Raw genomic sequence first — 11,676 nt, forward strand, 5'->3', positions numbered from 1 at the left:
GGCGATTTCAATCGCAAAGCAGGCCGAAGGCCTGCCCTGCGGGTTCCTAGGGGGCAGCTTCGCTGCCCTTAGCGAATGAATTCGCCCCCACATTGGATTCGCAGCCCCAGTTGCAATTGAATTTTGTAGGAGCGATTTCAATCGCGATGCAGACCGCAGGGCTGCCCGGCGGGGCCGCGTTGCGGCCATTCGCGAATGAAATCGCTCCCACAAAAAAGAGTGCGGGCTCCGGCGCTTCACCTCAATCCAACCGCTTGTGAACCCGCATCACCGCGACGGTGAGCATCACCAGCGTGAACACCATCAGCACCACCAGTTCCAGCCAGAGGTCGGTTAGGCCTGCGCCGCGCAGCATGATGCCGCGGGTCAGGCGCAGGAAGTGGGTCAGCGGCAGGATTTCCGCTATCCACTGCGCGGCCACGGGCATGCCGGCGAAGGGGAACATGAAGCCAGAGAGCAGGATCTGCGGCAGGAAGGTGAAGAAGGCCATCTGCATTGCCTGGAACTGGCTGCGCGCCAGGGTGGAGATGAACACGCCCAGGGTCAGGCTGGCGAAGATGAACACCAGGGACGCCCCGTAGAGCTCCAGCAGCGAACCGCGCACCGGCACCTCGAACAGCCACAACCCCACCAGCAGGATCACCGTCACCTGCACCAGGCCGATGCCGACGAAGGGCAGCACCTTGCCCAGGGTCAGCTCCCAGGGAGATAGCGGTGTGGTGATCAGCAGCTCCATGTTGCCGCGCTCCCGCTCGCGCACCAGGGCGATGGCGGTGAACAGCACCATGGTCATGGTCAGGATCACGCCGATCAGTCCCGGCACCGTGTTCAGTGGCGCCAGGCGTTCCGGGTTGTAGAAGTTCACCACCTGCACGCCGGTCAGGCTCGGCCAGCCGGGCAGCGGGTATGCGGCCAGCTGCCGCGCCGAGGCCTGCACGACCTGGTCGGAGCCGTCCACCACCAGCTGCAGGGGCGGGCGGTCCTTGCGTTGCAGGCGTGCCTCGAAGTCCGGCGGCACCACCAGGGCGGCGCTGATGCTGCCTTCGCGCAACAGCTCGTCCAGTTCCTGCGGCGTGGCGAGCTGGTAGCGGAAGTCCAGCACCTGGCTGGCCCCGAGCTCGGCGACCACTTCGCGGGAGCGAGCGGTGTCAGCCTGGTCCAGCACGGCGGCGTGCAGGCCGCGCACATCCATGTTGATGGCGTAGCCGAAGAGCACCAGTTGCATGACCGGGATGCCGACAATCATGGCGAAGGTCAGGCGGTCGCGGCGCAGCTGGCGGAGTTCCTTGAGGACAATGGCCCCCAGGCGGCGCAGATTCATGACGAGGCTCCGGCCCGCTGCAGCGGGCGGTGTGTGACGGCGACGAAGACGTCTTCGAGGTTGGCGTCGGTGGACTTCACCTCGGCCTCGACACCTTGTTCGGCCAGGCGCCGGGCGATGCGATCGTGGGCATCATCGACAGCGCTGAGCACGCGCAGCGTGGCGCCGATCTGGGCCATGGCGATGACTTCCTCCGCGCCTTGCAGGGCGCGCTGGGCCTGACGCGGCTGGGCGCATTCCACCAGCAGCGGACGGCCGGGCAGGGCCGCCATCAGCTCGGCGGGGCTGCCGTCGGCCACCAGACGGCCGGCATCGAGGATACCCAGGCGGGTGCAGCGCTCGGCTTCGTCCATGTAGTGGGTGGAGACCAGCAGGGTGGTGCCGGCTTCGGCCAGTTCGAACAGCGAATCCCAGAATTCCCGGCGCGACTGCGGGTCCACGGCGCTGGTGGGTTCGTCGAGCAGCAGCAGGTCGGGCTTGTGCAGCACCGCGCCTGCCAGTGCCAGGCGCTGTTTCTGGCCGCCGCTCATGGTGCCGGCGAGCTGCTTGCGGCGATCCGCAAGCCAATAGCGCTCCAGCAATTCGTCGATGCGCTGGCGGGCTTCGCGGCGGTCCAGGCCCTGGACGGTGGCGAGGAACTCCAGGTTCTCGCCCACCGTCAGGTCTTCGTACAGGGAGAACTTCTGGGTCATGTAGCCGATGCGGCGTTTCAGTTCCTCGGCGTCCTGGGGAATGCGGCAGCCCAGCACTTCGATCTCGCCCGCGCTGGGTAGCAGCAGGCCGCAGAGCATGCGGATGGTGGTGGACTTGCCGCAGCCGTTGGGGCCGAGGAATCCGAATACCTCGGCGCGGTTGACGTGCAGGTTCAGCCCATCGACGGCGGTGAGTAGGCCGAAGCGCTTGGTCAGGCCGCTTGCGCGAATGACCGCGTCATCACTGCTCATGGCTCACTCGTTCCGCTTGCACCGGCAGGCCGGCGGGCAGCTTGCGCGCAGCCTCGCCTTGCAGCACCAGTTCGGCGCGGTACACCAGGCGACTGGCATCGTCGCCGGTCAGGGCGAAGTAAGGGGTGAAGCTGGATTCGCTGGCGATGCTGCGCACGGTGGCATCGAAGGGTTCGACCACGCCTTCAACCTTCACCTTCAGGGAATCGCCGATGGCGATGTTCGGCCGCACGGAGGCCGGCACGTAAACCCGCGCGTAAGGCGCATCGCCCACCAGCAGGCTGACCAGCTCGGCGTTCAGCGGCGGTTGGTCGCCCGGTTTGAAGGGCAGCGCATCGACCCGGCCGTCGCGGGGGGCGCGAAGGCTGAGGTGCTCGCGGGTCACCTGCAACTGCGCATGCCGACCCTGGGCGGCGTGGAGCAGGGCGGTGGCCTGTTCGATCTGTTCCGGGCGCGTGCCGTTGGTGAGTTCGCGCAACTGGGCGTCGGCATTTTTCACTGCGGCGTTGGCCTGGTCGCGGGCGGCGCGGGCGCGGTCCAGCTCGGCAATGGCGACCTGGCGACGCTGATAGAGGGCGGCGATACGCTGGAAGTTGCGCTCGGCATCGGTCGCTTCAGCGCGATTGCGAGTGAGGGTGGCGCGAGCGGCGTCCATGGTCTCGCTGCGGGCACCGTTGCTGAGTTCGTCGAGCCGCGCCTGCGCCTGGGCGACGTCGCCTTGCACTTCTTTAAGGCGCGCATCGAGGCGGCGCGGGTCCAGTTCCAGCAGCAGTTGGCCCTGCTGCACCTGATCGCCTTCGGCCACACGCCAGGCAAGGATGGTTTCCGAGGCTTCGGCGGGCAGCCCGATACGGTCCCATTCAAGGGTGCCGAGTAGCGGCTGTTGCGCGGGGTCTTCGCAGCCACTGAGCAGGGCGAATGCCAGCAGGCAGGGAAGCAGGCGTTTCATGGCTTCACCTCCAGGCCGCGTTCGAGCAGGGCCATGATGTGTTTCACCATGGCTTCGTCGCCCAGCTCCGGCGTGGCGAAGATGCCGCGCCAGATCTGCCCGGCGGCATAGGGCAGCATCACCAGGCCGACCAGGGAAACCACCAGCAGGCGTGGGTCGATCTCGGGGTTGAGGCGTCCTCCGGCCTGCGCTGCGGCGAAGCGCTGGGCCAACAGCAAGGGAACCATCGGGGCGAAGCGGGATGTGAGCATTTCGCGCAGCGCGCCGCCTTCGCAGAGCACTTCACGGACCCAGAGCGGCGGCAGCCAGGGGTTCCGGCTGAGGTTGGCGCTCATGCCGCGAACGAAGGCGCCGACCAGCTCCAGCGGATCGTCACCGACTTGTTGCAGGCGTTCGCCCATGCCCTGGAACAGGGGCAGCAGACGTTCCTCGACCATGGCCTCCACCAGGCGCTCCTTGTTGCCGAAGTAGTAATTCACCAGTGCGGGCGTCACACCGGCTTGCTGGGCAATGCTGCGCAGGCTGGCGGCGTGCACGCCGATATGGGCGAAGGCTTCGGTAGCGGCGTCCAGCAGGCGTTCGCGCTGGAGCTGGGAATCGCCTGTGGGGCGGCCGGGGGAACGGGGGCGGGTCACGGTAAGCATCTCCGGACGGGTAAGGATGGTTTATTTAAATATGCATTTAATTAATTAACAACGAGCAGCCGACGAACGCGAAATGCGGGCTATCTTCAATTTCTACGGATCAGCTTTGGACCCAGCCCGTGCGCGACGCCCTGCGTGCTTTCCTGGCGCCTGACATTCCGGCGCTGCAATTCGCGATCAAGACCTTGCTGGGAGGCGGCATCGCCCTCTGGTGCGCCTTTCGCTTCGACCTCCAGCAACCGCAATGGGCGTTGATGACGGCATTCATCGTGGCCCAGCCGCTGTCCGGGATGGTGGTGCAGAAGGGCCTGGCGCGGCTGCTCGGCACACTCGTGGGCACGGTGATGTCGGTGACCATCGTCGGTCTCTTCGCGCAGACGCCCTGGCTGTTCCTGCTGGCCCTGGCGACCTGGCTGGGTATTTGTACCGCCGCCTCTACCATGCTGCGCAGTGCCTGGTCCTATTCCTTCGTGCTGGCTGGTTACACGGTCGCCATCATTGGCCTGCCTGCCATCGCTCACCCGCTGGCGGTGTTCGACCAGGCCGTGGCGCGCTCCACGGAGATCTGCCTCGGTATCCTCTGCGCCACGCTCACCAGCGCACTGCTCTGGCCGCAGCGGGTGGAGCGCCAGTTGGCCCGCCAGGCGCGGGATGCCTGGCAATGCGGCATTCAGGCGTCGATCTCCGCCTTGAAGGGCGAGCAGCAGGAGCGCCAGGGGCTGCTTGGTGTGCTGGGGCGCATCGTGGCGGTGGATGCGCAGCGCGAGCACGCCTGGTTCGAAGGCAATCTGGGGCGCCAACGTGCGCTGGCGCTGCAGGTGCTCAGTCGCGACCTGCTCAGTCTGTTGCGCCTGGCGCGCGGCGTGGCGCGCCAGTGGCGCCAGCTGGGGGAGGACGAAGCCGAAGGGCTGCGGCCCTGGAGGGAGGAAGTGGAGCAGACCCTGGCTGAACCCGATGTGGCGCGCCTGGATGCGTTGCGCGATCGGCTGCTGCTGGCGTCCGAAGACGAGGCCCTGTCCACCGTCCAGCAATACTGCCTAGGGCGCATGGCGGTGGTGATGCGCCAGGCCTCGGAGGCGGTCGATGCCATGCATGCGGTGGAGCGGGGCGAAGCGCCGGAAGATGCACCGCAGCCCTTGTCCGCGCACCGCGACGCGCCAACAGCCGCCATCTACGGCCTGCGCAGCGCCCTGGCTTTCCTCGGTCTGTCGGCCTTCTGGCTGGCCACCGCCTGGACTGCGGCAGTGGGCGCGCTGACCCTGACCTGCGTGATCTGCGGCCTGTTCGCCAGCCGTGAGAATGCCGAGCAGATCGGCATGATGTTCCTGCGTGGAATCCTCTATGCGCTGCCCGTGGCCTTTGTGGTCGGCCAACTGTTCCTGCCTCAGCTCAGCGGTTTCGCGATGCTCTGCATGGCCCTCGGCGTGCCGCTGTTCTTCGGTGCGCTGGGCATGGCCAAACCTGCGCTGGGCGCCACGGCCACCTCGTTCTGCCTGCATTTCATCGTGCTCTGCGCGCCGCAGAACCTCATGCGCTTCGATGTCGGGCTGTTCTTCAACGAGGCGATTTCCATGCTCCTCGGCGTGGGCTTCGCGGTGTGCGCGTTCCGCCTCATTCCCCTGCGCAATCCCGTATGGCACGGCCGCCGTCTGCTCAAGGCGAGCCTGAACGATCTGGCGCGACTGACCAGCGTGCGCCTGGCTGGCGCGGAGAACTGGTTCGGCGGGCGCATGGCGGATCGCCTGCTGCAATTGGCGCGGCTCTACCCGGTGCTGCCGGAACAGAGTCGCAGTCGCTGGGACGATGGCATCGCCAGTCTGGATGTGGGCGACGAGTTGCTGCACCTGAGGCGTTGCCTGGCCGCAGCCGACAGGCCGCTGGGCGCATCGGAGGACCGCTTCCTGCGGCAGCTGGAGCGTGTGGTGCTGCAGGGACCGGCGCCCGGCCGCGCCCAGGCCCTCGACGAGCCGGTCGAGGATTTGCTGAAGGCCCTGCGGGGTGCCGGACGGACCATCGACCGTCGCCTCGCCCAGGCGGCACTGTTGCAACTGCAGCAGAGTTGGCGGCAATGGTGTGAACAACAGGAGGCGAGCCATGGGCTTGCGTGAATGGTCCTTTGGCGGTGTTCTGCTCAGCCCCTTTCTGCTTTATGCGCTGCTGGCACTGCTGGTGACTGGCGCGCTGCGGGTGGGCCTGGCACGAGCCGGGCTGGCGCGCTGGATCTGGCACGAAGCGCTGTTCGACTGTGCCCTGTATGTGTGTGTGCTGGCGGCGCTGGTCGCGCTGACCGGGCACTGGTGAAGGAGATGACGATGCGTTCCACGCTGCGTGTACTGGTAACCCTTGCCCTGGTCGTGGTGGCCATCGTGGCCGGCTACGGCCTCTGGCAGCACTACATGCTCGCTCCCTGGACTCGCGACGCGCGGGTGCGCGCAGACGTGGTGGTGATATCGCCCGACGTGTCCGGCTGGGTGATGGAGCTGAAGGTGCAGGACAACCAGCAGGTCAAGGCCGGCGACCTGCTCCTGAGTATCGACCGTGAGCGTTACCAGGCCGCCCTGGAAAAGGCCCGCGCGGTGGCCGAGACCCGCCAGCATCAACTGCGCTTGCATGAACATGAGGCGTCCCGCCGTGTGCATCTCGGGCCGCAGGCCATCAGCGCGGAGCTGCGCGAGAACGCATTGATCACCGCAGAAGTGGCGCGCGCCGAATTCCGCGAAGCCCAGGCGGAGGTGAAGGTGGCCGAAATCAACCTCGCGCGCAGCGAATTGCGGGCACCGCGCAATGGCCAGGTGACCAACCTGCGCCTGGCCCAGGGCAACTATGTCGGAGCAGGGCAGCCGGTGATGGCGCTGGTGGACGACGGCTCCTTCTACGTCCAGGCCTATTTCGAGGAGACCAAGCTGCCGCGCATCAAGGTCGGTGCACCGGTGGAGGTCTGGCTGATGAGCGCGGGCGAGCCGCTGACCGGCAAGGTGGAAAGCATCAGCCGCGGCATCACCGACCGCAATGCCATTCCCGATACCCAGTTGCTGGCCAATGTCGAACCCACTTTCAACTGGGTTCGCCTGGCGCAGCGGATTCCGGTGCGGATCAAGCTGGACAAGGTCCCGGACGACGTGACCCTGAGTGCTGGGATGACGGCGAGTGTGACGGTGGCGGAGTAGGGCGGGGTCGATTCGTTGGGCCTCGTTCCTCGGACCAACCTACGGCAGGACTGCGTCCTGCTTGGCGAATGAATTCGCCCCCACAGGAAAAGCGGACGACTACGCGGCTGGCACAAACTGCCCCCTCTCCCTTTGGGAGAGGGTTGGGGAGAGGGCAGAAGAGTGCCCACAAAAAAGCCCGGACTCATCCGGGCTTTTTTGTGTCCAGCGCAATCAGCCGATGGTGATCGGCGGCAGTTCCGGCAGTTCCACCGAGAGCTGCTGCTTGGGTGCCAGCACTTCGGCTTCGCCGTCCACGACCTGGTCGGTGTTCTGGTTGAACACGCGGGTGGCGATGCGTACGCGGTTCTTCGGCAGTTTCTCGAGGATTTCCAGCTCCACGGTCAGGGTGTCGCCCAGTTTCACCGGGCGGGTGAACTTGAGTTGCTGGCCGAGGTAGATGCTGCCCGGGCCAGGCATTTCGCAGGCGATGGCGGCGCTGATCAGGGCGCCGGTGAACATGCCGTGGGCGATGCGCTCCTTGAACATGGTGCCGGCGGCGTACTCAGCGTCCAGGTGCACCGGGTTGCGGTCGCCGGAGACGGCGGCGAACAGCTGGACATGACGCTCTTCCACGGTGGTGGAGAAGGTGGCTTTCTGGCCGACTTCCAGGGCGTCGTAGGTGAAGTTGGTTACCTGGCTCATGCGGTCTCCTTGGCTTGCGTTGGGTGGTGCCGACTGTGGGCAAGGGCGCGCTCCAGCCAGTCGATCAAGTCTTTGGTCACCTCGTCGCGATTGCTCTCGTTAAGCAGCTCATGACGGGCGTCGGGGTAGATGTTCAGCTGCACGTCCCTGATGCCGGCCCGGCGCAATGCCGCGGCAAGTTCCTGCAGGCGCCGGCCTTCGCTGACCGGGTCGCGTTCGCCACCGATCACCAGCAGCGGCAGGTCGGGGTCGATCTGTGCCAGGTGTTTCGGTGGGGTGATGCTCTGAAGCCCGCCGAGCAGGTCGAGCCACAACTGGTTGGTGCAACGGAAACCGCAGAGCGGGTCCGTGACGTACTTGTCCACTTCCGCCGGGTCGCGGCTGAGCCAGTCGAAGGCTGTACGGTTGGGCTTGAAGGCCTTGTTGAAGGAGCCGAAGGAGAGGAACTCGATCAGCGCGCTACGGCCTTCCTTGCCCCGGCGCCAGCGCTCGAAGCGGGCGATCAGGGCTGCCACCCTGTACAGCGCGACGGGCTGGTAGTTGGAACCGGAGAGGATGGCGCCCTGCAGGCTGCAGCTGTGCTGCATCAGGTAGGACTGGCCGATGTAGCTGCCCATGCTGTGGCCGAGGAAGAAGATCGGCGCGTGCGGGTGCTGCTGGCGAATGTGGTGATTGAGGCTGGCCAGGTCGCCGATGACCTTGTGCCAGCCGTCTTCCGCTGCGTACTGGCCGAGGACGCCATGCTCGGCGCTGCGGCCATGGCCGCGTTGGTCGAGGGCATAGAGCTCGAAGCCGACGGCTGTCAGGGCCGCACCCAGGCGGGCATAGCGGCCACCGTGTTCGGCCATGCCGTGAGACAGCATAACCACGGCCCTGGGCGGGCTTTCGCCGGACCAGTGGTTGACGTACAGGGGCGTGCTATCGCTCGCGTCGAGCCAAAAGGCGTCGTGGCGCATGGCCGATCCTTATGCCGGGGATTCGGCGCATTGTGCACGGGCGCGAAGGTGGCGCAAAGCCTGCTCAGTTGGGCGCGACGTTATGGCGTTCGAGAATTCGCGTGTACTCGCCGCTGGCCAACAGGTCCCTGAGGCCGCGCTCGTAGACTTGCGCCCAGTCCGGCTGACCGGGGTGCGGCGCGGTGAAGCCCGCCAGCAGGGGAATGCGCTCCAGCGCTGGCGGCTGCCATTGCAGCTTGCCGCGCAGGTGGTCGTCCGTGGCGACCAGGTACTGGCCCACGACGCGCTCCAGCAGTACCAGGTCGAAACGCCGGGCATCCAGCTTGCGCAGGTTGGAGATGTCGTCCACTGCCTCTTCAGCGCGGAATCCCGAGCGCAGCACGCTGGCCGGATAGCCATAGCCCCTGACCACGCCCACCTTGCGTCCCTTGAGCTCGGACAGGTTCTTGAAATCGACCGGCGTGTCCGTGCGTACGAAGAAACCCAGCTCGCTGTAGAACAGCGGGCGCGAGGCATGCAGGTTCTCCTCCACGACTTCACGCGGCCAGAGGGCCAGGGCGCCCTGGTAATGGCCGCTGTGCAGGGCGGCGCGCACACGCGCCCAGGGCATGAAGTCCACCTGGACCTTGTAGCCCTGGGTGGCGAAGGCTCGCGTGGTGAGCTCGATGATGCTGCCGCCTTGCGGCAGGGACTGCGAGCAGTAAGGCGGATATTCCAGGGTGGCAAGACGGAGGTCGGCCCGGACGCCAAAGCTGAGGGACAGGCAGGACAGCAGCGCCCACAGGGCCAGAGGGAAACGCATGGGTGATAGGTATTCCAGATGTCATGTTCTGTTCAGATGCTAGGCGAATCTAACTGGACTATCGGCAAGATTCACGTGGTCAATGACACTCCGTCGCATATTTGCGCTGCGCCCGGGAGCTGCTAAGTTCCGGGCAGCCCCGCAGTGCGGGCCAGACTATTTCAGGGCTACGAGGATAAGAACAATGCAACCTGATTTCTGGAGCGACAAACGCCCGGCCGGCGTGCCCAACCAAATCGATCTGGCTGCGTACAAGTCGGTCATCGAGGTATTCGAGCGATCCTGCAAGAAGTTCGCTGACCGCCCGGCCTTCAGCAACCTGGGCGTGACCCTGACCTATGCCGAGCTGGACCGCCTGTCCGCGGCCTTCGCTGCTTATCTCCAGAAGAACACCGACCTTGTGCCCGGCGACCGCATCGCCGTGCAGATGCCCAACGTCCTGCAATACCCGATCGCCGTGTTCGGCGCGCTGCGCGCCGGCCTCATCGTGGTCAACACCAACCCGCTCTACACCGCCCGCGAGATGCGTCACCAGTTCAAGGACGCCGGGGTGCGCGCGCTGGTCTACATCAACCTGTTCGGCAAGCTGGTCGAAGAGGTGTTGCCTGACACCGAGATCGAATACCTGATCGAGGCGCGCATGGGCGACATGCTGCCGAGCCTGAAGGGTTGGCTGGTCAACACCGTCGTGAAGAAGCTGAAGAAGATGGTCCCCGACTATCACCTGCCCCAGGCCGTGTCCTTCAAGGATGCGCTGAAGCAGGGACAGGGCCATGGGCTGAAACCGGTGCGGGTCGGCCTGGACGACATCGCCGTGCTGCAATACACCGGCGGTACCACTGGTGTGGCCAAGGGCGCGATGCTGACCCACGGCAACCTGGTGGCCAACATGCAGCAGGTGGACGCCTGCCTGTCGCAGCTCGGCCCGGACGGCGCGCCGCTGATGAAGCAGGGCCAGGAAATCATGATCGCGCCGCTGCCGCTGTACCACATCTATGCCTTCACCGCGAACTGCATGTGCATGATGGTCAACGGCAACCACAACATCCTGATCACCAACCCGCGCGACATCGGCGGCTTCATCAAGGAGCTGAAGAAGTGGCGCTTCTCCGCGCTGCTGGGCCTGAACACCCTGTTCGTCGCGCTGATGGATCACCCCGAGTTTAAGCACCTCGACTTCTCCAACCTCAAGGTCACCAACTCCGGCGGCACCGCCCTGGTCAAGGCCACCGCCGAGCGCTGGCAGGCCTTGACCGGTTGTTCGGTGGTCGAGGGTTACGGCCTGACCGAAACTTCCCCCGTGGCCAGCACCAACCCCTACGGCAACCAGGCTCGTCTGGGAACCGTAGGCATTCCGGTGCCGGGCACGGCGTTCAAGACCATCGACGATGCCGGCAATGAACTGCCCCTGGGCGAACGTGGCGAGCTGTGCATCAAGGGCCCGCAGGTGATGAAGGGCTACTGGCAGCGCCCCGAGGCCAGTGCCGAGGTGCTCGATGCCGAAGGCTGGCTGAAGACCGGCGACATCGCGGTGATCGATCCGGACGGCTATGTACGCATCGTCGACCGCAAGAAGGACCTGATCATCGTGTCCGGCTTCAACGTCTATCCGAACGAGATCGAGGATGTGGTGATGGCCCACCCGAAGGTAGCCAACTGCGCGGCCATCGGCGTGCCGGACGACAAGTCCGGGGAAGCGGTGAAGCTCTTCGTGGTGCCGCGTGAGGGCGGCGTCAGCGTCGAGGAGCTGAAGGCCTACTGCAAGGAAAACTTCACCGGCTACAAGGTGCCCAAGCACATCGTGCTGAAAGAGGCCCTGCCGATGACGCCGGTGGGCAAGATCCTGCGTCGCGAACTGCGCGATATCGCCTGACCGAAAGGGCAGGGCGGGTCCTCCGTCCTGCCCTCGCTCCGCCCGCTCCACCTTCCCCCGCTTTTCTGGCGGACAGCTTGTCCGACAGTCCGATCCCTTCCTTGAGAACCCGTGAAAGCCCCGAAATACGCCGTTTGTCGGCGGATTAGAGTTCGGACTCCAAATATGACCAGTTGCACCGCTTTGGGTCACTTTTGTGACTGGTAAGGGCTGGTTTGGTGCTGGTGGGCCTCTGGCAAAGCTGATAATCTCGGCGCGTTTTTTTGCCCGGACGGGCGCACAATCGCACAGAACACAACAAACAACTGTCCCTCGAGGACAGTGAAATCAGCTGTT

At 65.5% G+C, this 11,676-nt stretch carries 11 protein-coding genes; 4 read left to right on the forward strand and 7 right to left on the reverse strand.

Annotated features, from left to right (window positions below):
- Nucleotides 1–241: 241 nt before the first annotated feature.
- The 4 genes from E8E95_RS15060 to E8E95_RS15075 are packed head-to-tail and all read right to left on the reverse strand — an operon-like array spanning nt 242 to nt 3,849.
- The gene (locus E8E95_RS15060; protein WP_280351426.1) at nt 242–1,321 is read right to left on the reverse strand and encodes an ABC transporter permease; all 1,080 of its coding nucleotides are present in this window, start codon (nt 1,319–1,321) and stop codon (nt 242–244) included.
- The gene (locus tag E8E95_RS15065; protein ID WP_280351429.1) at nt 1,318–2,265 is read right to left on the reverse strand and encodes an ABC transporter ATP-binding protein; all 948 of its coding nucleotides are present in this window, start codon (nt 2,263–2,265) and stop codon (nt 1,318–1,320) included. Before E8E95_RS15065 ends, E8E95_RS15060 begins: the two co-directional genes overlap by 4 nt.
- Nucleotides 2,255–3,214: a biotin/lipoyl-binding protein gene (locus E8E95_RS15070; RefSeq protein ID WP_280351431.1), complete on the reverse strand. Its 960-nt coding sequence runs from the start codon at nt 3,212–3,214 to the stop codon at nt 2,255–2,257. The genes E8E95_RS15065 and E8E95_RS15070 overlap by 11 nt, the downstream gene beginning before the upstream one ends.
- Nucleotides 3,211–3,849, reverse strand: coding sequence for a TetR/AcrR family transcriptional regulator (locus E8E95_RS15075; protein WP_280351433.1), 639 nt, complete (start codon nt 3,847–3,849; stop codon nt 3,211–3,213). Before E8E95_RS15075 ends, E8E95_RS15070 begins: the two co-directional genes overlap by 4 nt.
- A 128-nt stretch (nt 3,850–3,977) precedes the next feature.
- Between E8E95_RS15075 and E8E95_RS15080 the strand changes: the two genes are divergently transcribed.
- Genes E8E95_RS15080 through E8E95_RS15090 form a run of 3 tightly spaced genes read left to right on the forward strand, consistent with a single transcriptional unit; the run spans nt 3,978 to nt 7,025 of the window.
- Nucleotides 3,978–5,966 carry an FUSC family protein gene (locus E8E95_RS15080; protein WP_280351435.1) on the forward strand — a complete coding sequence of 663 codons (1,989 nt, stop codon included), beginning with the start codon at nt 3,978–3,980 and terminating at the stop codon, nt 5,964–5,966.
- Nucleotides 5,953–6,159 carry a DUF1656 domain-containing protein gene (locus E8E95_RS15085; protein ID WP_280351437.1) on the forward strand — a complete coding sequence of 69 codons (207 nt, stop codon included), beginning with the start codon at nt 5,953–5,955 and terminating at the stop codon, nt 6,157–6,159. The genes E8E95_RS15080 and E8E95_RS15085 overlap by 14 nt, the downstream gene beginning before the upstream one ends.
- An 11-nt stretch (nt 6,160–6,170) precedes the next feature.
- The gene (locus tag E8E95_RS15090) at nt 6,171–7,025 is read left to right on the forward strand and encodes an HlyD family secretion protein (protein WP_280351439.1); all 855 of its coding nucleotides are present in this window, start codon (nt 6,171–6,173) and stop codon (nt 7,023–7,025) included.
- Between the two features lie 213 nt (nt 7,026–7,238).
- Here E8E95_RS15090 and E8E95_RS15095 read toward each other — a convergent pair whose 3' ends face one another.
- The 3 genes from E8E95_RS15095 to E8E95_RS15105 all read right to left on the reverse strand — a co-directional run bounded on the left by E8E95_RS15095 (nt 7,239) and on the right by E8E95_RS15105 (nt 9,467).
- Nucleotides 7,239–7,709 (reverse strand): MaoC family dehydratase, encoded by a 471-nt coding sequence (locus E8E95_RS15095; RefSeq protein WP_179057645.1) that lies wholly within the window; start codon nt 7,707–7,709, stop codon nt 7,239–7,241.
- Nucleotides 7,706–8,665 (reverse strand): alpha/beta hydrolase, encoded by a 960-nt coding sequence (locus E8E95_RS15100; RefSeq protein ID WP_280351443.1) that lies wholly within the window; start codon nt 8,663–8,665, stop codon nt 7,706–7,708. The genes E8E95_RS15095 and E8E95_RS15100 overlap by 4 nt, the downstream gene beginning before the upstream one ends.
- A gap of 64 nt (nt 8,666–8,729) precedes the next feature.
- On the reverse strand, nt 8,730–9,467 hold the full coding sequence (locus E8E95_RS15105) for a transporter substrate-binding domain-containing protein (RefSeq protein WP_280351445.1): 738 nt from the start codon (nt 9,465–9,467) through the stop codon (nt 8,730–8,732).
- Nucleotides 9,468–9,651: 184 nt separating this feature from the next.
- Here E8E95_RS15105 and fadD2 point away from each other — a divergent pair, with 184 nt between their 5' ends.
- Nucleotides 9,652–11,340: a long-chain-fatty-acid--CoA ligase FadD2 gene (fadD2, locus tag E8E95_RS15110; protein WP_280351447.1), complete on the forward strand. Its 1,689-nt coding sequence runs from the start codon at nt 9,652–9,654 to the stop codon at nt 11,338–11,340.
- Nucleotides 11,341–11,676 lie beyond the last annotated feature (336 nt).

Source organism: Pseudomonas sp. BN414, from assembly GCF_029871275.1.
Classification (GTDB): domain Bacteria; phylum Pseudomonadota; class Gammaproteobacteria; order Pseudomonadales; family Pseudomonadaceae; genus Metapseudomonas; species Metapseudomonas resinovorans_C.

Excerpts from the sequence above, each read along its gene's own strand:
- fadD2 (WP_280351447.1), top strand. The coding sequence starts at position 9,652 with ATGCAACCTGATTTCTGGAGCGACAAACGCCCGGCCGGCGTGCCCAAC.
- E8E95_RS15095 (WP_179057645.1), bottom strand. The coding sequence starts at position 7,709 with ATGAGCCAGGTAACCAACTTCACCTACGACGCCCTGGAAGTCGGCCAG.
- E8E95_RS15105 (WP_280351445.1), bottom strand. The coding sequence starts at position 9,467 with ATGCGTTTCCCTCTGGCCCTGTGGGCGCTGCTGTCCTGCCTGTCCCTC.
- E8E95_RS15100 (WP_280351443.1), bottom strand. The coding sequence starts at position 8,665 with ATGCGCCACGACGCCTTTTGGCTCGACGCGAGCGATAGCACGCCCCTG.
- E8E95_RS15060 (WP_280351426.1), bottom strand. The coding sequence starts at position 1,321 with ATGAATCTGCGCCGCCTGGGGGCCATTGTCCTCAAGGAACTCCGCCAG.
- E8E95_RS15085 (WP_280351437.1), top strand. The coding sequence starts at position 5,953 with ATGGGCTTGCGTGAATGGTCCTTTGGCGGTGTTCTGCTCAGCCCCTTT.
- E8E95_RS15090 (WP_280351439.1), top strand. The coding sequence starts at position 6,171 with ATGCGTTCCACGCTGCGTGTACTGGTAACCCTTGCCCTGGTCGTGGTG.
- E8E95_RS15065 (WP_280351429.1), bottom strand. The coding sequence starts at position 2,265 with ATGAGCAGTGATGACGCGGTCATTCGCGCAAGCGGCCTGACCAAGCGC.
- E8E95_RS15070 (WP_280351431.1), bottom strand. The coding sequence starts at position 3,214 with ATGAAACGCCTGCTTCCCTGCCTGCTGGCATTCGCCCTGCTCAGTGGC.